This is a genomic window from Lacinutrix sp. Hel_I_90, from assembly GCF_000934685.1.
Lineage (GTDB): Bacteria > Bacteroidota > Bacteroidia > Flavobacteriales > Flavobacteriaceae > Lacinutrix.
Genome location: NZ_JYNQ01000001.1, coordinates 1433816 through 1457839 on the forward strand (window position 1 = coordinate 1433816; position 24024 = coordinate 1457839).

Sequence of the window (24024 nt, forward strand, 5' to 3'; positions counted from 1 at the left end):
GATTTGACTTTTTAAAGAAAAAAGGCGAACTTAGTTTAATCGCAAATTAAAATAACATTCCCTTGACATTGTTGCTGTCTTGTAGTGCTTTTATTATTAAGAAAACCTTGGCTCCAAGAACGCCTGTAAACTAAAAAAAACAGCATAGTAAGACCATGAAAACAACTCCTGAACATAATGCCCGAATAGCAAAAATGACATTTGCTTCGGTATATCCACACTACATCTCGAAAGTGGAAAAGAAAGGCAGAACACAAGAAGAACTACAAGAAGTCATTCAATGGCTTACAGGCTTTGACAAAAACAAAATACAAGAACTCATTATTGAAAAAGCAAGCTTTGAAACCTTCTTTCAAAGAGCAGCAATAAACCCCAATGCGCACCGCATTCATGGCGTTATATGCGGTTATAGAATAGAAGCCATCGAAAACCCCTTGACCAAACACGTGAGGTATTTAGACAAATTAGTTGATGAATTAGCAAAAGGCCGAAAAATGGAAAAAATATTACGGAGCGAATAGCCTATATAGCGGAAGACACGGTGGCCAAGCATTTGGCTAACTTATTTTCCCGATGTATTAACAAAAAAAAAGCACAGCCTTAAACTGTGCTTTTTTTTTACTCTATTTTTATGATTAAGAATTTTAAACATGAGATTCCTTGCATGGGCAGGAATTTAGATTTCGCGATTCGTATCCCAAGCCTCTAAGTAATCTTTTACGCCTTTTACAAATTGTCCGCCTAACGCACCATTGACTACACGGTGATCGTAAGAGTGCGATAAGAACATTTTGTAACGTATCCCTATAAAATCACCATCAGGTGTTTCAATCACTGCAGGAACCTTTCTAATCGCACCTAAAGCTAAAATACCTACTTGTGGCTGATTAATAATCGGGGTTCCCATGATACTACCAAAAGTACCAACATTAGTTACCGTATAAGTCCCACCTTGAATATCGTCTGGTTTTAATTTATTGTCTCTTGCACGACCTGCTAAATCATTAACTTGCTTGGTCATTCCTACCAGGTTTAATTGATCTGCATTTTTAATAACCGGCACAATTAAATTCCCATTTGGTAAAGCCGCAGCCATCCCTAGATTGATGTTTTTCTTTTTTACAATCGTATCGCCTTGTAATGAAATATTCATCATCGGGAAATCACGTAATGCCTTCGCCACCGCTTCCATAAAGATAGGTGTAAAGGTTAGGTTTTCACCTTCGCGCTTCATAAACTCACCTTTCATTTTCTTTCTCCAGTTCCAGATATTGGTTACATCGACTTCTATAAAACTTTGTACGTGAGCACTTGTTTGTACAGATTCTACCATGTGATGTGCAATTAATTTGCCCATTCTGGTCATTTCTATAATCTCGTCTCCTCCAGAAGCAATAACTGGGGCTGCTTCTTTTTTGGTTTCGGTTTTTGTTACTGTTTCTGTTTTTACTGCTGCAACAGGTGTTCCCAATCCAGCTGCTTTTGCTGGCTGCGACCCCCTAGACTTTAAATAGTCTTGCATGTCTGCCTTAGTCACACGCCCTTCTTTTCCTGTTCCTGGAATAGCATCTAATTCAGCTTGTGCTATACCTTCTGCTTTAGCCATGTTTTTTACCAGAGGTGAGTAAAAACGGTCTCCGTTAGAACTAATTGGCGCAGTCGTTTCTTTTGCAGCAACCACCGTTTGCGAAACCTCAGCAACTGCTGGCGCTGTTTCTTCCTCTGCTACTGTTTCTGCTTTTGGCGCTTCAGTACTTGCCGCATCTTCACCTTCAGTTTCAATAACGGCAATTATTTGCCCTACTTGTACCACATCATCGACATCAAATCGTTTTTCAACTAAAATGCCATTGACCTCACTTGGTACTTCGCTATCCACTTTGTCTGTTGCAATTTCTAAAACGGCCTCATCTGCTTCAATCGCATCGCCAACTTCTTTTAACCATGAAGTAATTGTTGCCTCAGCAACACTTTCGCCCATTTTCGGTAATTTTAGTTCAAATCTTGCCATATTGATAAAAATAGTCTCTTTTTATATTTTAAGAATGCAAAATTAATAAAAAATAGCCTATTTACTTAGCTATTCAATATTATTTTGATTTTATATTATTTAATAAAATGATTTTTAAAAGGTTATCACTTCACCTCTGCTTTTCGCTGAATGACTTCCGAGGATAAAATTAGCGTTTTTTGGTAGTATTTTAAATGTAATATTTTTATTTTTTTCAGAATCGGAAAAATAAGCAATAATATCTTTAAATGGAATAACATTCGCATCAAAAACCAACTGTGTTTCTTTTGAAATTGGTGTTTCCATAACGACCAGAGAGACTGGCTTTTTAAGTTTTAACTTAAGTTTGATGTTTTCAGTATCTGAAACAAACGCATATTTTGAAAATTTTAGCTTGGTTTTAGACGTTCGTCTTTGTAAAATTTTAGCCAACTGGATACCAAACCACACCAAAGTGTCAAACCAAAGATTCCTTTTAAAATGTTTTTTATAGAAAATTTGCATAGCACCATAAAAGCGTTTGGCGTAGGTTTTATCTTTTAATGTACTTTCGCCTTTAAAGTGAATGGCGACGGTTTCTCCATGATAGTAATTATCTAAGCCTGCTTGTGTTATTTTATACGACAGATCGATATCCTCACCGTACATAAAATAGTCTTCATCAAAACCACCAACCTGCTGATAAACACTTCGCTTTAATAACATAAATGCACCAACAAGCACCGCAACTTTACCTATAGCAGCAGCTTCTAAATGTGCTGCATAATACCCTTTTGTTTTTCCGAAAATTTTATTGATTGCCACTTTTGGCGTTGGAATATTACGTTTGCTTTCTGGTAAGAAATCACCATTCCCATCTATTAATCTGCAACCAACACTCCCGAAATTATTTTGTGCTTCAGCAAATTTTAAAAGGGTTCTAAATGCATCTTCTGCGACTACTGTATCTGGGTTTAAAATGCAAATATAGTCACCTTTGGCTTTTGCTACTCCTATATTGTTCCCTTTTGAAAACCCTAAGTTTTCTTGATTCTCAATAAGTTTTACTTTAGGAAATAGCGCTTTCACCATCTCACAGCTGTCATCCTGAGAGTGGTTATCGACCACAATAATTTCAGCATCTACTAATCGTGTAGCAGCTTCTACACTGTGCAAACACAACTCTAAAAAGTAGCGTACGTTATAGTTGAGTATGATGACAGAGAGTTTCAAAGGCATTTATTGTTTTAGTGAGCCTTCAAATGGAATTCGGTTTATTATACTGCGCCCCAATGTGATTTCATCGGCATACTCCAACTCATCACCTACTGAAATACCTCTTGCAATGGTTGACGTTTTTACTTCTAAACCATTAAGCTGTTTAAAAATATAGAAATTCGTGGTATCACCTTCCATCGTTGAACTTAATGCAAAAATGAGTTCTGTAACGCTTCCTCTTTTTACTTTTTCAACCAGACTTACAATGTTTAAATCATGAGGTCCGATACCTTCTATTGGATTAATTTTTCCGCCTAAAACATGATACAAGCCTTTATGAGAGCCTGTGTTTTCTATCGCCATAACATCCCGAATGTCTTCAACCACACAAATAATATCTTCTTTCCGTAATGGGTTGGCACAAATCTCGCACAACTCGACATCACTAATATTATGGCAGGATTTACAAAATTTTAAATCCTCACGCATGTGCGATAATGCCTTGGTTAAATTTTGTGTTTGCTCCTTGGGTTGCTTGAGTAAATGTAATGCCAAACGTAACGCCGTACGCTTACCAATACCTGGTAATTGAGAGATTTCATTAACCGCATTTTCAAGAAGTTTTGAAGAGAATTCCATAACTGCGAAATTAAACATTAGCCGTTAATTACACTAATACTATTAAATTAAATATGACTCTTAAGATTTGCCTATAAAGATTTTAAAGGCATCAATTCTGAAAGCTCTATTTAATTCTGACTGATCTAAAGAGAATTTTATCGCCTTGTTTTTTTTCTTCTGAGACGTTGTGATCACAAATTCTAAGTCCGCATTATATATTCTCCTACTTTTTTTTTAGTAAAAACAACATAATGGTTTGGAAGTTTACGCAGCACTTCATTGCGTTTGCTCGTAAGCTAAGAAGTACCTGTAACAGCAATTAAAAAAAACTAAACACTGAAAACTGCTAACTGAAGACTTTTTCCGTATTTTGGCTACCGAAAACTAGAACAGATGTCTCCAACTCAAATTATACTTTTAATTTCCGCCTATTTTGCTGTGCTTATTTTAATCTCCTATTTTACTGGAAAAGAGGATACCAATGCTGCTTTTTTTAAAGCAAACAAGTCGGCACCTTGGTATTTGGTTGCTTTTGGTATGATTGGCGCTTCATTGTCTGGAGTAACCTTTATTTCAGTCCCTGGAGCTGTTGAAACAAAACAGTTTGGTTATTTCCAGGTGGTTTTAGGATACTTTATCGGTTACTTAATTATTGCTTATGTTTTATTGCCTTTATATTATAGACTAAACCTCACCTCTATTTACACCTATTTGAGAGATCGTTTTGGTAATACAAGTTACAAAACGGGGGCGATAGCATTTCTTATTTCCCGTACTGTGGGTGCTGCTTTTCGTTTATTTCTAGTGGCTAAAGTATTGCAATTATTAGTCTTCGACCAATTTAACATTCCGTTTCCAATAACTGTAATTATCACTATTGCGCTAATTTGGTTGTATACCTTTAAAGGCGGTATAAAAACAATTATTTTCACGGACACCCTTCAAACTTTATTTATGCTAATTTCTGTTGTGGTCACTATTTCGTTTTTAGCTTCTGCTTTAGATTTAAATGGCATTTCTGAAATATATGCGAATGTAACCAAAAGCGAATTCAGTCAAGTCTTCTTTTTTGAGGATACTAATAATTCTCAGTATTTCTGGAAAAGCTTTTTAGCGGGTATTTTTATTACAATCACCATGACTGGTTTAGATCAAGACATGATGCAGAAAAACCTAACCTGTAAGAATCTAAAAGACGCTCAGAAGAACATGATTACGTTTGCCGTTATTCTTGTTTTTGTAAACATCTTGTTTTTAGCTTTAGGCTTAATGCTCACCCAATATGCTGAGCAAAATGGAATAACCGCAAAGAAAGATGACCTATTTCCGGCTATTGCTATGCTGCCTCAAATTGGTGTGGTAACTTCAGCGTTTTTTCTTTTAGGATTAATTGCTGCAGCATATTCCAGTGCAGATTCTGCTTTAACAGCCTTAACAACCTCTTTCTGTATTGACATTATCGAATTAGACAAAAAGCCTGCTACAGATCAAAAGAAAATACGCAAACGTATTCACGTTGTATTTAGTATTATTTTGGTTATTGTCATTATAATATTCGATACCATCTTCACCAATGTCTCTGTAATCTGGGAACTATTTAAAGCAGCAGGCTATACTTATGGTCCTTTATTAGGTTTATTTGCCTTTGGTATTTTTACTAGAAAGCATATTAAAGATCACTATGTTTGGATTATTGCGCTAGTTGCACCACTGGTATCCTATATCATGAATCTGTATTCTGAAATCTTATTTAGTGGTTATAAATTTGGCTTCGAAATTTTAATAGTAAATGGTATTCTAACCTTTATAGGACTTTTCTTAATTTCAAGAAAAACCAATGAAGCAGATCATTTAGATCCTTTATTATACAAGTCCAACAAAAACAGTGTTAATCTTACAAATAAAACTAATACTGATTTGTAGATAACATTACTAAGGTACAAGCAATTTCAAAATCAATATTATTTGTTTTTAAAATGCTATAAAACTCTGGGTTTTCAGTACCTGGATTAAAAATCACCCGATTAGGCTGCAATGACACGATATAATCGTAATAGTCCTTTTGACGTGCAGGGTTAAGATAAAGTGTTACCGTATCTATATTTTCATAATCCTTTAATTCTGTATCTATAGTCACCCCATATTCTTCACCTTCACGAAGGCCAAAAGCGACTGTATCGTGCTTGTAATTCGTCAACTTTCGCATCGCCATATTAGAGTAACGGTGAGGCTTTGTAGATGCTCCAAGTACTAAAGTCTTCTTATTTGTAGTCATATTAGTATTTTATAAATGTAAAAAAGGCAGAAACGCCTGTAACAGATTGTAAAATTAGACGTCTTTATTTTAATAGCAAATATAAAAAATTTAAAAATCAATCCTCAAAAACAAAATCTAGTGGCGGATTCTTAAAAATCCACCTCAAAAAAAATATTTAAGATGCTAATTAGTTTTAGTAACCTGCTTGACAGTTGATGGTTAGTGTTAAGGCGAGGTTATTAAATAAGAAAACCCAAAGTTTGATCGGCTTTGGGTTTTTGATTTTGATTTTGATTTTGATTTTGATTTGTAATACAACTCTTAATAAAAGGAGACCTTACCTGTTAATTATTTATTAAACATTGAAATTCAAGTAACTATATCACACTTCCACTTTATCTTTGTAGCAAATTTGATACTAATCGTCTTCGATTAGATTCATATTTGATTAATAGCGAAAAAATCCTGAAGCGGAAGCTTCGGGATTTTTGTATTTCAAGACGGATTGAAATGTTAAAATTCGTTAAACTTTGATTATCAGTGTAATAAAAACCAAAATTAAGCGTCTTAATGGTAATACTTGTATAAAACACGAAATCCTTACATTTGAATTAGTCTTCCAATTAAGAGTCGTAAACAGTTTATATGATTAATAGTTGTAAAGCCCGAAACGTAAGTTTCGGGCTTTTTATGTCTTTCTGTAAAACCAGGAGTTTTTATTCTTATATAATTAAGACACAGACTCAAGAAGCCTACGCTTCTTTTGAGCGCTTCCCTTAAAAGAGACAACACTAAGCGAATTTCATCCTTTAACAACTAGCTCTCCACCCTTTAGGAGGATTAAGCTGAGAAATTACCATTTTATAATCACTGACCCCCAAGTAAAACCACTACCAAAAGCAGCTAAAACAACCGTATCTCCTTCTTTTATTTTCCCTTCTTCCCAAGCTTCAGTTAAGGCAATAGGTATGGAAGCGGCTGTTGTGTTTCCGTAGCGCATAATATTATTATACACCTGGTCGTCACCCAATTCAAATTTCTTCTGTATAAATTGTGCAATACGTAAATTCGCCTGATGCGGAATTAACATATCGATATCTTCTTTGCCTAATTTATTTTGCATTAAACCTTCCATAATCACTTCGCTAAAACGAACCACTGCATTTTTAAATACAAATTGTCCATTCATATGCGGGAAATAACTTTCGTCATCTGGATTGTTCTCAGCAATAATATCGGTGACCCACCGCGTTCCCATTCCTGGTGCTTTTACCACCAGTTCTTCGGCGTGTTCCCCTTGTGAATGCAAATGCGTCGATAAAATACCTTTAGCATTATTGTCTTCTCGCGTTAATACCGCAGCCCCTGCTCCATCTCCAAAAATCACTGAAACACCACGTCCACGGTCTGTTTTATCTAAACCATGAGAATGCAGTTCGCTACCAATTACCAGTATGTTTTTGTACATGCCGGTTTTAATAAAATTATCGGCAACCGAAATAGCATAGACGAATCCAGAGCATTGGTTACGTACATCTAAAGCACCAACCGTCTTTATATCTAAGGCATGCTGCACTTGTACACCCGGACCAGGAAAATACATGTCTGGACTTAAGGTTGCAAAAATGATAAAATCAATGTCGTCTTTATCTAGTCCTGAGCGCTCAATGGCTTGCTTAGCAGCTTTTACGCCCATTGTTGCCGTAGTATCTCCAGAGCCTTCAACGGCCCAACGGCGTTCTTTTATACCTGTACGTTCTGTAATCCACGCATCATTAGTATCCATCATTTTTGACAGATCTTCATTGGTAACTACATTATCTGGCACGTACTTGCCTAAGCCAATTATTTTTGAATTGTACATCGAAAAATTTTATTTTCGCTTCTAGCTTTCGTCTTCTCTCAAGATAAACTTAGGCGGAAGTCTTATTGTTATTTACTGCTATTTATTCTGAATCTTCAGGAAGGAGTTATTGCCCTTTAAACAGTCGCGCAATTTAAGTATTTCAGCTATAAACAATCAAATAATATGTATTATTCATTATGCGTGCATAATATTTTTAGGCTTTTTTATCAGATTCCTAATTTACCATGTTGTTTAAAAAAGGTCGTTTTTGGCCTGCTACTCTTTTTGCTGTCTCTTAATAATAAGAAAACATTTTTCCATAAGGCAGTAAGAAAAGCTGAGAACCCGTCTTTACATTTAACGTTCTTTTAATAGAAAAATAGACACTTTTGAATAGTTTTACCTTCTCATCATTAAACATAACATGAAAAAAACCACTTTTTTAGCCGCATTATTTTTATGCGCATTCGCCTTTTCTCAAGAAAACCTCAACTATCAAAAACCCTCTAATGAAATATTAGAACTGGCTGAAGCACCACTAGCCCCTTCGATAAGAATGGATGATCAAGGAGAAAATATTGTTTTCCTCTACAGAAGTAATTTTAAAAGCATCGAAACCCTTTCTGAAAAAGAAATGCGATTAGGTGGTTTAAGAATAAATCCAAAAACAAATATCAATAGCAGACAAACCTATTATAATGATATTAAAGTTAGAACCGGAAGAAATGAGCAAGAGACTGCAGTAAATGGCTTGCCAGAAGCAGGCCGATATACCAATTTCACATGGTCTCCAGACCAAAAAATGATGGCATTTACAAATACGGTAAGTGATGGTGTAGAACTTTGGATCTTAGATGTTGCCACTAAAGCCGTAAATAAAATCACAGCATCAAATTTAAATGCGAATACTGGAACTCCTTTTTCATGGTTTAAAGATAGTAAATCACTACTCGTTAAGACTTTGAATAAAAACAGAAAAACATTAATTGATACTAAAACGGCTGTTCCAACTGGACCAACGATTTCTGTGAGTGAAGCTGGCAAAAAAGCACAAAACAGAACCTATCAAGATCTTTTAAAAAATAAAACAGATGAACATAATTTTGAGCAATTAGTAGTGTCTGAATTACAAAAAGTAGCTATAACAGGAACTGCCGAATTATGGATGAAAAGTGCTATGTATAGTGACATTTCTTTTTCTCCAGATGGTAATTATATTATGGTAACCACTATAGAAAAACCTTTTTCTTATTTGGTTCCTTATTCTAGATTTCCTTCTAAAATAAATATAGTCGATAAAAAAGCAAAACTAGTAAAGACTGCTCTAGAAGTTCCTTTAATAGAAGATTTACCAAAAGGCTTTATGGCCGTTAGAAAAGGTAAAAGAAATCTTTCTTGGAGAGATGATAAACCTGCATCATTAGTTTGGGCAGAAGCTCTTGATGAAGGTGATCCAGAAATAGAAGTCCCTTATAGAGATGAAGTCTTTCAATTAGATGCTCCCTTTGAAGGCAACCCAAAATCGCTGTTAAAAACTATTGGTCGTTTTTATAATGTAGAATGGGGAAATTATAACACAGCAATCGCGCATGACTATTGGTGGAATACCAGAAACACAAAATCTTACCTGTTTAACCCTTCAGATGCAGCCTCTGAAGCCGTTGTGTTTATCGATAGAAATTACCAAGATCGTTATAATGATCCCGGGACATTTATTTCTAAGCGCAATAAGTATGGGCGCTATACTTTAGATATGGTAGAAGATAATGTGTATTTAATGGGAGATGGTTACAGTGACAGTGGTAAGTTTCCTTTTATAGATGAAATGAATTTAGAAACTAAAGAAACGGTGCGATTATATCAAGCACAATTAACAGATAAAATTGAAAATATTTCATCTGCTTTAGATCTAAAAAAAGGAGAAATACTAGTATTATTAGAGTCTAAAAACGAATATCCTAACTACTACATTAGGAATATTAAAAAGAAAACGGCTCCTGTGCCTTTAACTCAATTTAAAAACCCGTTTAGCAGTATCCAAAATGTACACAAAGAAGTGATTAAATATAATCGCGAAGATGGCTTGGAACTCTCTGGCACGCTATACCTACCTACTAATTTTGAAGAAGGAAAAAAATACCCGATGATAATGTGGGCCTATCCTCAAGAATTTAAAGATAAAAGTAATGCTGGACAAAACACCAAGAGTTCTAACGCGTTCACCTACCCCTATTACGGGTCACCAATTTATTGGGTAACCAAAGGCTATGTTGTTTTAGACGATGCGTCTTTTCCTATCGTTGGGGAAGGAAGTGATGAACCAAATGACACCTTTATAAAACAACTCGTATCTAATGCTAAAGCAGCGATTGATGCCGTAGACAGTTTAGGCTATATCAATAGAGATAAAGTAGCGGTTGGTGGCCATTCTTATGGCGCCTTTATGACTGCTAATTTATTATCACACTCTAATTTATTTGCTGCTGGAATTGCAAGGAGTGGTGCTTACAATAGAACGTTAACACCTTTTGGTTTCCAAAGTGAAGAACGCAATTACTGGGAGGCTCCTGAAATTTATTACAATATGTCTCCATTCATGCATGCAGACACCATGAAAACTCCGCTACTTCTAATCCATGGCGAAGCAGATAACAACTCTGGAACCTATCCTTTACAAAGCGAGCGCTATTTTAACGCCCTTAAAGGCCTTGGTGCTCCAGTAAGGTTAGTTATGTTACCTAAAGAAAGTCATGGTTACAGAGCTAAAGAATCTGTTATGCATTTACTTTGGGAACAAGATCAATGGCTAGAAAAATATTTAAAAGATAAAGAAACAATTGACACGCCTAAAGAATCAATAAAAGAATAATTTTTTTCACTTCAAAAAAGCCATTCTCCCGAGTGGCTTTTTTTTATGTCAACTTGTCACAAATAATGACTTGGCATTTTTGTTGACTTGTAAATTGATGATTTAATCATTTAAATACAATAACTAAGATTCTCACCTACGTGGGAATTATAAATAACAAACAGTTTCCCACTTTCGTGGGAATAATTAATAAATTAAATTATGGCAAAAGGAAATATTAATGTTTCAGTTGAAAACATTTTCCCACTTATTAAAAAATTCTTGTACAGTGACCACGAAATATTTTTACGTGAGCTCATTAGTAATGCTACAGATGCAACTTTAAAGCTGAAGCATTTAGCGAGTATTGGAGAGTCGAAATCTGAGTATGGCAACCCTATTATTGAAGTAAAAATCGATAAAGAAGGCAAGAAATTACACATCATCGATCAAGGTTTAGGGATGACTGCTGAAGAAGTAGAAAAATACATTAACCAAATTGCTTTTTCAGGTGCTGAAGAGTTTTTAGACAAGTACAAAGACTCAGCAAAAGACTCAGGAATCATCGGTCATTTTGGTTTAGGATTCTATTCTGCCTTTATGGTTGCAGAAAAAGTTGAGCTTATTACTAAATCGCATAAAGATGAACCTGCAGCACATTGGACCTGTGATGGTTCTCCTGAATTTACTTTAGAAGCTTCAGATAAAACAGAAAGAGGCACAGAAATTATCTTACATATTGCTGAAGATTCGACAGAATTTTTAGAAGACGCTCGTATTAGCGCCTTACTTTCTAAGTACAACAAGTTTATGCCTATTCCAATTAAATTTGGAACTAAGGAGATTAATGATCCTGAGCATGAACCAGCGACTATTAAAGATAAAGACGGAAAAGAAACAAAGGAACCGCAACGTAAAATAACGGTAGATAATATCATCAATAACCCTGATCCGGCGTGGACCAAACAGCCAGCAGAGTTAGAAGATACAAATTACAAGAGCTTTTACAGAGAGTTATATCCTTCGCAATTTGAAGAGCCTTTATTTCACATTCATTTAAATGTAGACTACCCATTCAACTTAACAGGAATCTTATATTTCCCTAAGTTATCTCCAGATATGGGAGCGCAAAAGGACAAGATTCAGTTGTACCAAAATCAGGTGTATGTCACCGATAATGTTGAAGGTATTGTACCAGAATTCTTAACCATGTTACGTGGTGTTATCGATTCGCCAGATATTCCATTAAACGTCTCACGTTCGTATTTACAAGCGGATGGTGCTGTGAAGAAAATCTCATCATACATTACACGTAAAGTAGCCGATAAATTGAAATCACTGTTTAATAACAGCCGTGAAGATTTTGAAGCCAAGTGGAATGACATAAAAATCGTTATCGAATACGGCATGCTTTCTGAAGACAAATTCTTTGAAAAAGCAGATGCTTTTGCACTTTACCCAACGGTAGACGGTAAGTATTACACCTACGAAGAATTAGAAAACGCCATTAAAGCAAACCAAACCGATAAAGACGGTAAAATGGTGGTTTTATATGCCAGTAATAAAGATGAGCAACATTCTTATATCGAAGCAGCGAAAGCTAAAGGTTACGAAGTCTTGTTATTAGATTCGCCTATCGTATCGCACTTAATGCAGAAATTAGAAAGCTCAAAAGAGAACATGACGTTTGCACGTGTCGATGCAGATGCTATCGATAAGTTAATTAAGAAAGACGAAACTGCGATTTCTAAATTAGACGAAGACCAAACAAAAATGTTGGACGAGTTACTAAAAGAGTTGATTCCTTCAGAAAAATTCATGGTACAATTAGAGCCTCAAGATAGTGAAGCGGCACCATTTATGATTACACAACCAGAGTTTATGCGTCGTATGAAAGACATGCAAGCTTCTGGCGGGGGTGGCGGTATGTTTGGCATGGGTCATATGCCAGACATGTATAACTTAGTGGTGAATACAAACTCTGAATTGGTTGGTGAGATTTTAGCAACCAAAACGAAGAAAAAACAAGAACGTTTAATCACGCAAAGCATCGATTTAGCGCGTTTATCTCAAGGACTTTTAAAAGGAAAAGAATTGAGCGATTTTATTAAGCGCAGCTATGAAATGATTAAATAAAAATGTAGTCTGTCATTCCGAGGACGCAGGTCGTCGCAATCTTTTTAATTGAATCTAAATACTAAAAACCACTCTGTGAAAATAGAGTGGTTTTTCTATTTAATAAAAAAGTATCTTTGCCAGAATTTTTTTACAAACTCTAAACATACGGTTAAAGATGATTAAACAATTAAACCTACCGGGACTATTTAAATTAAAACTATTATTAATTGCGCTATTGTTAATAGGGTGTAGTAGCGAGAATGACCCAAAAGAAGATGAAATGGCACAAAACGCCATGATAGAAATAATTTCTGAAAACAATACGACTATTGATTTTGGACAAGTAGTACAGGGTGCTGCACTTACTAAGCAATTTGAAATAAAAAACACGGGCTCTATAGATTTAATTATTTCAAATATTACCACACCTGCCGCTTTTACAGTAAACCAAAATGCTGTCACTGTTTCTCCAAGCGCTACGGTGGTTGTTGAAGTCACCTTTAGCCCTGAAACAATGAGCGCAATTAGTGGCGATTTAATCATTATCAGCAACGCGATTTCTGGAGAAAATAGTCTTTTACTTTCGGGGATTGGCACGAGCAACATTTTTGAAGGCGATGTGATTTTACGTAGTCAACAAGAAATAGACGATTTTGGAGCGCTGGGTTATATAGAAATAACTGGCAACTTATATATAGGAGACGCGAGCTCTCCAAGTATTACAGATTTAACGGCACTGTCTAATCTTGAAGCAACAAATGGTCTAGATATTAAATACAACCCGCAATTGAGTAGTCTACAAGGACTGGAGAATCTCGCCATTGAAAATCGTTTAGTTTTGGTTGCTAATAATTTAATCGAGAACTACAATGTGCTTTCTGGCATTTCTAATACGCTTAGTATTTTACAAATTGCCCAACACCCCAATTTGAATGATTTAAGTGCTTTTGAAAACATGACCTCCCTGGGGTATCTCTTTTTTTCAAATAATGATTTAATAACGGACCTTAGTGTATTTTTAAACTTAACTACGATCATTAATAAGCTTGAGATCACTAACAACGTGTCACTTACCAATTTAGATGGCTTAACGAATGTTATTCATGTGGGAAACACGATATCTATCTCCTTCAATGAACAATTATCTAGCTATTGCGGATTAGTCAATTTAATTCAAACACAGGGCCTACAATTTATTAGCTTTGTAGAGATGCGGTATAATAGATACAACCCTTCTGGCGCAAGCGCTATTATAAACCAATGCGAAAAGGCAGTTGCTGATGGCGTTTACGATGGCTTTATAAGAATTGGCGACACGAGTGCGCGTGATTATTTTATTAGCAAAAACTATACAACAATAGATGGAGAACTTGCCATAGTGAGTGGTGCTGACACTACAGGGCTAACAAACACTTTAACCAATATTACTGGTGATCTTTTTATCTCTAGCATCACCTCAACGGACCTCAATGGTTTAGAAAATTTAACGGCTGTTGGTGCTAACATCTATGTAAATAACTGTTCGAACTTGACTGATTTTTGTGCATTAAATAACGTCATCAACAGTGGGAATTTTAATACATTAAGTGTGTCAAACAATGCTTACAATCCAAGCGTTTCAGATTTTAATTCTGGAAACTGTTCCTTATAGTTATCCTCTACTTGAGAATTACAGGCCTTTACTTTTAAAGCCTTTGAATAAAAAAACCACCTTGTAAACACAAGGTGGTTTTTTTATTTAACTTTCCTTACTCCTATACACTTTTCCAGAGAAAAAACTAAGCCCTACTTTGTCGTTTTATTACTAGATACGAATAAACTGTTAAAACCACTAAACGATAGAATTATAGCGTACCTTCAACAAAAAAAACGGAATGTCTATAGCGCGAAGAGTGAGATTGGTGGAAGGATTATATGAGCAGCTTGATTTAGAAATTTCGGCGTTTCAAGACAAGACCAAACTACATTGTCTAGCGGGCTGTGGTAATTGTTGCACCAACCCCACTGTTGAAGCCTCACCTTTAGAGTTTTTGCCCTGGGCGTTTCATCTCTTTTTAAACGGACAAGCAGAAGCCACGCTTAAAATACTAAACACCAAAGAAAAGCACTCTATTTGCCACATATACCAGCCACTAAACATTGTAGACAGTACGTTAGGGAAGTGTAGCAACTATAAATACCGCGGCTTAATATGCCGGCTTTTTGCTTATGCTGCTACCAACGATAAATATGGCCAAAAACGATTAGCAACCTGCAAAATTATTAAAGACAACCAGAAAGAGAGCTATGAAACTACTGTAGCCGCGATTAGCAAGGGGCTATATGTCCCGATGTTTACAGACTACTATATGCAGTTGTCTCAAATTGATTTTAATATGGGAAACCGCATTGTGCCTATTACTATTGCCCTAAAATTAGCCTTGGAAGAAGTCTTACAGTATTACGCGTACAGACCGTTCCCTAGTGGTTTGGCGAATAGTGCCTAGACGCAATTGTTGAAGTTTCTAAAAAACAGCTAGTAATTTACTAACTGCTGTTACGCTTACAAATGCAAATAGCGTGTAATGGTTTCGAACAGACAGCACTTTTGCGTTTCATGACTTCTGTTTTCGCAGTTATAGGAGGGTATGTATTGCCCAAGAAACACGGCTTTAAAACCTATCGTTTGCCTTAATAATACTATTAACCCTTCTACATAATAATCTCTGAAGAATTGTCATCGAATAATTGCGATAGCCTGTCACTTCTGTTTTACAAAAAGAAGTGATTTTAAGGGCAGTTTATTACCACTTTAAATGGGAATATTCAGTTTTTCGCATACAGCATTCTCATCTTAAACGCGCTGCAAATAGTGTTAAACATATTTAAAACCCACCTTTCAAAAATATTGTTTTTAGTATCTTTAGTTTAAATCGTTAAAGAATCAATCATGAATATCGAGGTCTCCTCAAAAGATATGGCTCCTAGCGTCAAAGCGTTAGTTCCAGCATTAGAACAAGGTAATAGAACAGTGACACCCCTCCCTCACGGAGGGTATCTCTTTTTAGAACACGACGTTCCAGCACTCCTAATCTATCGCGATGGTCCTAATGAAACAACAAGCAAAAGATTAGTGCGCGGTGGTGCATCTTACCTAATCATTGGCACAAATGAGTTTGATTACTATAAAAAATTCATACATGACCTTACGGCCTTGATGTCTGAAAAGTTTGGAGCTTTTATTGTTCTTGAAATTTCTATAGGAGCAACAAATAGTGAGCATTTTATTATCCGTGGGCCTTCGCATAAATTACCAGTATCATTGGATGTATTAAAAAAAGAACTACTTAAAATAAAAAGCAGACAATATAATGTAACGCTAGGCGTGACTATCGAGCAGCTAAAACAACGTCAAGCACAGCAAGAGCCACTGTTTGATATTTCAGGCATCAGAAAAAAAGGGGCAACCTATATAAGTCTGGAGGTTCCTCCTGTCTATCAAAACCAACAAGGTGTGATATATCCTGTTTATTTCAGGGATTTTAGAGATCAATTTATCAAGGCTATACAAAAAGCGATTTTTGAATTTGTACGTATACAAACCACCTCATCCCTTGTAAATTATAATGCATTGGGCAAGCGCGCCATTCATAAAGAAGTATTTAAAATAGACAAAGAACTTTCTAAGATTGAAAACAGTTACCCGTTTTTATTATTGGTGGCGCCAGTAAATATTCAGGCATTAAGGAGTCAGTTTTTTGAATCACATTTTAAAAAACTAGACCGTTATCACTACCGTTTATTGCCGGTAGATCCAGATATTTTAAAACGAAAATTATACAATCTTCGCATTGACGAAATCGATGACCCGGCGATTTCTTATCTGTTTGACGAAAAGCGGGAAGAAATAGATCACGAGCTCACCATGCTAAAAGAACGTGGCTCAAAAAATTTTTTTTACAGCAGTGTGCGCCTTTACAAAGGGCTGGATAAAGATGTGTTGGCAGAAGCCCAACTCATCTTACAGAATATAAACGAAAACCATGAGGAAGAAAAAAAAGCACAGATAAACAGCCAAGAATTTAGTAAACTAGCACATTCCGAATTTGATTATTTCAAAAAACAGGATCCCAATTTTAAGTGCAAAGTGCACATACGGGACGACGTAAATGTGATGATGATAAGTAAAGGTGAATTATATCTCCCCCGGGATTATACGATGACAAAAAAAGATGCAAAAGCACTCATACAACACGAAATAGGTACTCATGTCCTCACCTACTATAATGGGGCACAGCAGCCACTCACGCAAATGGCCTCTGGGCTTGCAAATTATGATGCACTACAGGAGGGTATCGCCGTTTTGAGCGAGTATTTATGTGGTGGCCTTTCGGGGAACAGGCTTCGCATCTTGGCAGGACGTGTAGTCGCGGGAGCAGCCCTTATGGAAGGAGCAGATTTTCACCAAGTATTTTTTGAACTCTATTCCCGTTACGATTTTACTAAAGAACGTGCTTTTAATATGACCTCACGAATGTTTCAAGGGGGCGGATTTTTAAAAGACATTATCTACTTGAAAGGTCTGGTGAGGCTTAGGAACTACTTGGTCAATGGTGGCGAACTGCAGCCCTTGTTAAAGGGGAAATTTGCATTAAAACACGTCAACGTCATTCAGGACCTTACAGACCGGGATTTGGTGATTGCTCCTAAATTAACCCCTCGCTATTTCGAGCATAAAAATTTCAACAAAAAATTAATTAATCTAAAAAAGGGACTTTCTCTTTCAAAAATGATATAACCATGAACATCTGTTTTGTAATAAGCGCTATTGAAAACGAACCCGTTGGGACTTCTGTCGTATTAATGAAAAAAGCCTATGAACGCGGTCATACAGTATATGTAATGGGCGTAGGTGATTTTGTATTTCATCACGATGCCCCAATGAGTTTGAGATGCAAAAAAGTGAAGAAAAATCTTGACTATACCTCTGTCACAGAATTCTGGACGCAGGTACAGGAAGATTCTAGTAAGCCAAAGGTCATTACAAGTAAAGATTTAGACGTTTTATTCCTCAGAAACAATCCAACCGAAGAAGCAGATGACCGTCAATGGGCAGAACACAGTGGCATTGCCTTTGCTAGAATGATACAACAGGAGGGCGTGCTGGTTCTCAATGACGCTTTTGCAATGTCTCATGCCTTTATTGATAAACTTTATTTCGAAGAACTGCCTTCTGTTATAAAACCAGATAGCATTGTCACCAGAAATATGGACGATCTTATTAAGTTTTGGGAAGAAGTAGGAAAAAAAATGGTCTTAAAACCTTTAGAAGGTTCGGGTGGTCAGAATGTATATCTTATAGGTAAAGACAAAAAGAATCTTAACCAAATTTTTGAAACCTTAAGCAGCCAAGGGTATGTAATAGCCCAAGAATTTCTACCAGAGGTATCAAAGGGAGATGTACGTGTGATTTTAATGAATGGAAAAGTTCTTGAAGAAGATGGTGAGAAAGCAGTAATAAGACGTGTAAATAGCGATAAAGACGAATTTAGGAGCAATCTGGCTCTTGGTGCAAAGGCAGAAAAAACAAAATACACAAAAGCCATGCAGCGCATTGTGGATATCACTGCTCCAAAACTCATTAAAGATGGGCTCTTTTTTGTAGGCCTCGACATTGTAGAGGACAAACTCATTGAGATAAACGTGCTTAGTCCCGGAGGTTTGGATTATTGTGAGGCCATCGGCTTGCCTGATTTTACAACAACAGTAATAAAAGCCATTGAACGCAAAATGGAGTACAAAAAGCTATACCATAACACACTTGAGAATAAGGTGCTAGCCACTATGGATTAAAAGGGTAACCTGAGTAGGCGATGCTGTTAAACACACTTCGCAAGCTGTTTGGCTTAGCCTACGCATAGATCTCTACTTAAAACCAAAAGGAACACTATTTAAAAACACAAGATGACAAAAAGAATTATAGGAACATATTCGAGTGACAAAAAGGGACCATTGTTGTTTGTTACTGCTGCGGTTCATGGCAATGAACCCAGTGGCATAAAAGCATTGGAGCATATCTTTAAAATCTTGAAATCAGAAAAACCGACTATTAACGGAACAGTTGTAGGCATAATAGGAAATACCACAGCGGCGCAAAAGAAGGTGCGCTTTATAGATGAAGATTTAAACAGAACGTGGACCAAACAGACTATTGCAACTAATACCAAAGTGACTAATGAACAAAAAGAAATGTTTGAGATCATTGAAACCCTGCAAAAATTTTCGGAAAGCGGTTTCAGTGAGCGGTATTTTATAGATTGCCACACCACTTCTTCAGCGAGCTTGCCCTATATTTCGGTGCAGGAGATTGGCAATAATTTAGCATGGGCACAACGGTTTCCCATTCATATTATCAAGGGATTTTCAGATATTGTTAAGGGCACTATTGATGGCTATTTTAGTGAAAAAAAATTAACAGGTTTCGCGGTAGAAGCCGGACAGCACGAGAGCAAAGATGCTGCTACCTATCATGAGGGGATTATTTGGACTGCACTTCAAGAAGCTTGTGATTTAAACTTTGAAGCACTTTCAGAAATTCCAAAAGCTGTATTAAAAACAAAGAGAAGCACACCATCACAAAAAACCTTTACAATAATATATAGGCACGGACTTGAAGATGGAGATGCTTTTAAAATGCAACCTGGTTATGAAAATTTTCAACCCATTAAAAAAGGGGACTTTTTAGCGATACATAATAACAAAAGAATTATAAGCCAATGGGACGGGTATATTTTTATGCCACTGTACCAAGAACAGGGCAATGATGGTTTTTTTGTGGTTCAAGAATAAACGCAATCCTATTTTTTTTTAAATTCTTCTTGCACTATTAAAGTAATTTCCACGTTGATTAAACGCTTACATCGTATTCGATTTTCTTCTTCCTCCGATATGAGTGTCTTGCTTTTGTTGTGGCAAGTGATTTTTAGCCAAGCATTACCTTTCTGCGCAACCTCCCAATCTCAACATTAAAAAGCAGCGGATTTCACACTGTGTTTTCTAATAAAAAGATTATGAAAACTCACATAAACCCTCTTTTCTTAAAATGATTCTTTAGTTAAAACTTATTTATTTTGTTGGCTTACAAATACGCCTAATAAGTAGTAAAAAACTAGTATAACTTCACAAAAAAAACAGGGAATTCTACCTATAGGCTGTATAAGAATAGTAATACGGCCGTTAAAAAATAGTTTTAATGAAGATACTACCGTTTTGGGTTTCATCAAAGCACATTAGTATAAAAATGTCCCCTTTTAGACCGGTAAAACAAAGCACGTGTACAAGAACTAAAATTAATATCAACATCTAAGGTCATTTTTTAGTTAACTATATATCTTTGTTACCAACTATAACCACTCTACTCTCAAAAAAACCAATACTTTTAATTAAAAAATTTGGGAAACAGAGATTTTTGGTGTAATTTTACATCAAAAACGCATCTCATGGCACGACAAAGCATTTCTTTTACTGAACCAAATGATAATTGGTTAAAAACTCAGGTTGAGAATAATGAATACTCAAGCAAAAGTGAACTTGTTAATGACTTAATTAGACAAGCACGCAAACAGCAGAAACAAATTGATTGGATTGCTGCAAAGTTAGATAAGGCAGAAAGCAGTGGGTTTACCTCTGATAGTAAAGAGCAGATTTTATCTCAATCTAAGAGCTTATTAAATGGCTAAATACAAATTAAGTAACACTGCAAAAGAGGACTTAATTAGAATTCATCATTACGGAGTTAAAAAATTTGGTATGGCGCAAGCTGACAAATATTTTGACTCTTTTTTTGAATACTTTGATATTATCTCTCAAAGGCCATATTCATTCGAATCAGTTAATTTTATTAAAACTGGATATAGACGTTGCGTCTGTGGATCGGATAGTGTGTTCTATAAAATTAATGGTGATATTGTTGAGATAATGGCTATTGTTGGTCGACAAGATTTAAAAAATTTAATTTAAAAAAATACAGTTGGTAACAATGTGTAAATATAATTGCTTGGTTCTCTCTTACTCGAAAAATCCTGCGGATTTTCCTCTGGCTCGCTAATATTTACTATTTTAGTGGCTTATCAACGCAACTATCCTTACACCAAACGTTAGCCGTCACTGGAAGACTAACACACTGAACCTAAATCATAAAAATTGAGCAAAACTTAGTATGGAAGACTATAAATCAGAAATCTTAAACAAAATTTGTTATACTGCTCTTGTTTATGACCGGATTAATAAGAAACTAAATACACAACTCGAAAAAGATGAAATTGAGAAAATGATTTATGAAATCATTGAAGGAACAGATACAAAAAAATTTCAAAAAACAGGAAAAAATATTTACATTACAAACAATTATAGAAATGTGAGACTGACAATTAATTCTTATACCAATAGAATAATTACAGCAGACAGGTTGAATAAAAAAACAAGGAAATAGCAATTAGATCATGTTCCAAGAGCCGAAAAAATATACAGACAAAGACCATTTCTTTTTTGAAGCAGAAAAAGAATTAGAAAAAGTTTGCAATGCACCAAAAGACAAAGATGGTGTTTTTAAGGTATTAGAATTACGAAACGGAAATATTAACTTGGTTTATATTGGCTACTCAAATTCTGGCGGACTATTTAACGAAATTGTAAATGGAATTCACTACGATAAAAACTCAAGAAAAACAGGTTGGACTTACCAAATGTTAAAAGACAGAACAGATGCACTTGACATTTACTGGTATGTAACAAATGACAAAGACGACCAAAAGAAAGAACAAGTTGAAATGCTAAAAGACTTTGTTGAGCAGACTGGAAAGTTGCCTAAATGGCACAAATAGAAAACAACGAACCGGTAATATAGCGCGTGTACAAGAACTAAAACTAATGTAAACCACTAATGTCATTTTTTTAGTTAACTATATCTTTTTGTTGTCTTTAATGAAGAAAACATTGTTCGAGCGATGAAATTATGGCTGAATAGCGAACAGAGTAGACGAGCAAACTAAAAATATTATGGATAGGAAATGATAATACGCCCGAATAAAATTCTGATGATAAAAAAGAACTTTATCGAATTCTCATTTGACGATGATATTGAAAATGATGAAGAAACTGTTCCCGATTTCAAAAAATTCCAAACTCTAAATTCAGCGGAACAATATTATCTTGCGGACAACTATAATTGGGATGACGGAACACTTGTTTTGGGTTGGATAATTAATAGCCCAAAATGCGATAAGGGAACTGCGTGTTTGATTTTTTGGAGAGCGGAACCTGATTATTATTACGATTATACAGCGGAAACAATCGAAAGCTATCAAGCTGATGTTTGGCATATGCTTCAAAAGATTGTCGAGCGATTTAAGAAAGATGATTTTAAAGCAAGTAAATTTGAGTTCATACCAGCCAAAGAAGGATATAAAACTGATTGGGAAATTAAATTAGATATTTGGAAATTTCCAACTGAATTGAATAACGGAATTAAAGGTAAAAAACCGTTCGGATTTGGATTGTAAAAAACAAATATTGCGGAAAGCACTAAAGACAACACCATATAAAATTAAATACCAGTGCAAGCCTACTTACGAAAATTGCTGCGCCTGTTCGCTTTGCTCGCGTCTATTCGGTTTGTATTTACTAAATTAGTTGCTTAACCACCTAACTAACCATACACAACACCTGTGTGTCATTAAAAACAGGCCTATTGCTTTATGAAATTAAACACTAATCAAAATATAAGAGAAGTGATCGTTAGCTTTCTTCATGCCATAAATATTGAAGTAGTTGAACAGCAGTTGCCAAACGATACATTTCTACCAGGTCTCAGTATTTATAGTAATACCATTTTAATGGATTTAGAACAATTAAAATATCCAGGTGATTTATTGCATGAAGCTGGGCATATAGCTGTAACAGACAAAAAAAACAGGGCACTTATAGGGACACCTGAAATTAGTGAGAATTGGCCAACTTCAGGGGACGAAATTGCAGCTATTCTTTGGTCTTATGCCGCAGCATATCATTTAGAACTGGATTTTGAAATTGTCTTTCATCCAGACGGATATAAAAATGACTCAGCATGGTTAATGGAACAATTCAAAAGCAAAAATTATATAGGCTTGCCGCTCTTGGAGTGGATGTCTCTATGCAATGCAGAAGAATTTCCGATAATGAAAAAATGGTTGCGATAATAATGCCTTTAAAAAGAAAGCAATACTAACAAACGAAAACAAAGCACCCTAACTAACAACTAAAATCTCATTAAGTCTTCACTAACCTCCTTTTATAACTAGCATCCTATAGTAAGCCCGATTTAGCCCTAACAAAAACCGTTTTAACAATGTATTACACACAGCAATTAATGCTAATTTGCGGTTTTCTTTGGCAAATAGGCGCTCATAAAGTGCTCCGAAAGCCGGATTATAGTTACGAGTATTAAAACTGTACGTAAATAATAAATTACAAAGTTTTTGATAGTCCTTTTTATAAATAGGACTCACGTTAGTTTTTTACATCCCTCATTTTCAAGTTAATTAGCAATATTATTAATTTAAAACTATTTGATTATGAACAAGATTTTTTTTAAGATTGCATGCTTAGCAATTCTTTTATCTAGCTTTTCAATGAGTGCAAGTAACCAGGAGCTTGCTGTTAGTACTAATTCAATTGCTAAAACGGTTTCGGTTAGCGCTATAACTTCTGATCCCGGAATAGAAAACATTGTACCTATTTACAACAATGGGAACCTGGTTGGATTTTTAATTGTTTTCACCAACGGTGAAGTTTTCTTTTTTGATCTAAAATAGATTTTAAGGATACTTAGTAAAAGCCTTGAAAAACAAGCTTTTGCTTTTTAACTGCTTTTTTAAAATCTTCTTAGTCCCCTTTTATGGGGTGCTTTAAGCGCTAGGCATAAGATAAGTGCCTAGTAAAGACCATTTAAAAATCACGAAACTATCGGTAATTACCGTAGTTTCGTGATTATAAGACGATTCGTTTCTAATCCTTACGGTTACCCGCAACAAATAGTCACCCAACATTTATAACTTCAAAAAAACACGTAATGCTAAGTATAGGATAGCTGAGCATAATCCTGTAGCTTC

At 35.5% G+C, this 24024-nt stretch carries 21 protein-coding genes; 16 read left to right on the forward strand and 5 right to left on the reverse strand.

Annotation, left to right across the window (positions count from 1 at the left end; translation table 11 throughout):
* Positions 1-155: 155 nt before the first annotated feature.
* The gene (locus tag GQ46_RS06425) at positions 156-521 is read left to right on the forward strand and encodes a DUF2200 domain-containing protein (RefSeq protein WP_044399405.1); all 366 of its coding nucleotides are present in this window, start codon (positions 156-158) and stop codon (positions 519-521) included.
* Between the two features lie 155 nt (positions 522-676).
* Here the strand turns inward: GQ46_RS06425 and GQ46_RS06430 are convergent, their stop codons facing one another.
* The 3 genes from GQ46_RS06430 to recR form a co-directional block, all read right to left on the reverse strand.
* Positions 677-2011: a dihydrolipoamide acetyltransferase family protein gene (locus GQ46_RS06430; RefSeq protein ID WP_044399407.1), complete on the reverse strand. Its 1335-nt coding sequence runs from the start codon at positions 2009-2011 to the stop codon at positions 677-679.
* 114 nt (positions 2012-2125) lie between these two features.
* Positions 2126-3229 (reverse strand): glycosyltransferase family 2 protein, encoded by a 1104-nt coding sequence (locus GQ46_RS06435; RefSeq protein ID WP_369793429.1) that lies wholly within the window; start codon positions 3227-3229, stop codon positions 2126-2128.
* Complete coding sequence (gene recR / locus GQ46_RS06440; RefSeq protein ID WP_044404663.1) at positions 3230-3847, reverse strand: recombination mediator RecR; 618 nt, start codon at positions 3845-3847, stop codon at positions 3230-3232. It lies immediately after the preceding gene.
* A gap of 375 nt (positions 3848-4222) precedes the next feature.
* Between recR and GQ46_RS06445 the strand changes: the two genes are divergently transcribed.
* Positions 4223-5752: a sodium:solute symporter gene (locus GQ46_RS06445; RefSeq protein WP_082041715.1), complete on the forward strand. Its 1530-nt coding sequence runs from the start codon at positions 4223-4225 to the stop codon at positions 5750-5752.
* Here the strand turns inward: GQ46_RS06445 and GQ46_RS06450 are convergent.
* Both GQ46_RS06450 and GQ46_RS06455 read right to left on the reverse strand, forming a co-directional pair.
* Positions 5736-6104 (reverse strand): CoA-binding protein, encoded by a 369-nt coding sequence (locus GQ46_RS06450; protein ID WP_044399410.1) that lies wholly within the window; start codon positions 6102-6104, stop codon positions 5736-5738. The genes GQ46_RS06445 and GQ46_RS06450 overlap by 17 nt on opposite strands.
* Before the next feature lie 835 nt (positions 6105-6939).
* Positions 6940-7950, reverse strand: a complete 1011-nt coding sequence (locus tag GQ46_RS06455; protein ID WP_044399412.1) for a 3-oxoacyl-ACP synthase III family protein — start codon at positions 7948-7950, stop codon at positions 6940-6942.
* 406 nt (positions 7951-8356) lie between these two features.
* Here GQ46_RS06455 and GQ46_RS06460 point away from each other — a divergent pair, with 406 nt between their 5' ends.
* The 14 genes from GQ46_RS06460 (at position 8357) to GQ46_RS06525 (ending at position 23727) form a co-directional block, all read left to right on the forward strand.
* Positions 8357-10801: a S9 family peptidase gene (locus GQ46_RS06460; protein ID WP_044399417.1), complete on the forward strand. Its 2445-nt coding sequence runs from the start codon at positions 8357-8359 to the stop codon at positions 10799-10801.
* Between the two features lie 201 nt (positions 10802-11002).
* A complete protein-coding gene (gene htpG, locus GQ46_RS06465; protein WP_044399419.1) occupies positions 11003-12916 on the forward strand; it encodes a molecular chaperone HtpG in 1914 nt (637 codons plus the stop codon).
* A 157-nt stretch (positions 12917-13073) separates the two neighbouring features.
* Positions 13074-14549: a DUF1573 domain-containing protein gene (locus GQ46_RS06470; protein WP_044399429.1), complete on the forward strand. Its 1476-nt coding sequence runs from the start codon at positions 13074-13076 to the stop codon at positions 14547-14549.
* A gap of 223 nt (positions 14550-14772) precedes the next feature.
* Positions 14773-15384 carry a YkgJ family cysteine cluster protein gene (locus GQ46_RS06475; RefSeq protein ID WP_044399438.1) on the forward strand — a complete coding sequence of 204 codons (612 nt, stop codon included), beginning with the start codon at positions 14773-14775 and terminating at the stop codon, positions 15382-15384.
* 470 nt (positions 15385-15854) lie between these two features.
* The gene (locus GQ46_RS06480; protein ID WP_044404669.1) at positions 15855-17675 is read left to right on the forward strand and encodes a flavohemoglobin expression-modulating QEGLA motif protein; all 1821 of its coding nucleotides are present in this window, start codon (positions 15855-15857) and stop codon (positions 17673-17675) included.
* A 2-nt stretch (positions 17676-17677) separates the two neighbouring features.
* Complete coding sequence (locus GQ46_RS06485) at positions 17678-18730, forward strand: glutathione synthetase (RefSeq protein WP_044399441.1); 1053 nt, start codon at positions 17678-17680, stop codon at positions 18728-18730.
* Between the two features lie 111 nt (positions 18731-18841).
* Positions 18842-19726, forward strand: coding sequence for a succinylglutamate desuccinylase/aspartoacylase family protein (locus tag GQ46_RS06490; protein ID WP_044399443.1), 885 nt, complete (start codon positions 18842-18844; stop codon positions 19724-19726).
* 650 nt (positions 19727-20376) lie between these two features.
* Positions 20377-20616 (forward strand): CopG family transcriptional regulator, encoded by a 240-nt coding sequence (locus GQ46_RS06495; protein ID WP_044399450.1) that lies wholly within the window; start codon positions 20377-20379, stop codon positions 20614-20616.
* Positions 20609-20896: a type II toxin-antitoxin system RelE/ParE family toxin gene (locus GQ46_RS06500; RefSeq protein ID WP_044399461.1), complete on the forward strand. Its 288-nt coding sequence runs from the start codon at positions 20609-20611 to the stop codon at positions 20894-20896. The genes GQ46_RS06495 and GQ46_RS06500 overlap by 8 nt, the downstream gene beginning before the upstream one ends.
* A gap of 199 nt (positions 20897-21095) precedes the next feature.
* Positions 21096-21368: a DUF3781 domain-containing protein gene (locus tag GQ46_RS06505; protein WP_044399464.1), complete on the forward strand. Its 273-nt coding sequence runs from the start codon at positions 21096-21098 to the stop codon at positions 21366-21368.
* Between the two features lie 10 nt (positions 21369-21378).
* On the forward strand, positions 21379-21759 hold the full coding sequence (locus GQ46_RS06510; protein WP_044399467.1) for a hypothetical protein: 381 nt from the start codon (positions 21379-21381) through the stop codon (positions 21757-21759).
* Between the two features lie 213 nt (positions 21760-21972).
* A complete protein-coding gene (locus tag GQ46_RS06515; protein ID WP_197077342.1) occupies positions 21973-22437 on the forward strand; it encodes a DUF4274 domain-containing protein in 465 nt (154 codons plus the stop codon).
* A gap of 195 nt (positions 22438-22632) precedes the next feature.
* Entirely contained in the window at positions 22633-23112 is a 480-nt protein-coding gene (locus tag GQ46_RS06520; RefSeq protein ID WP_044399474.1) for a hypothetical protein, read from the forward strand.
* A 375-nt stretch (positions 23113-23487) separates the two neighbouring features.
* The gene (locus tag GQ46_RS06525; protein ID WP_156133112.1) at positions 23488-23727 is read left to right on the forward strand and encodes a hypothetical protein; all 240 of its coding nucleotides are present in this window, start codon (positions 23488-23490) and stop codon (positions 23725-23727) included.
* Positions 23728-24024: the final 297 nt, after the last annotated feature.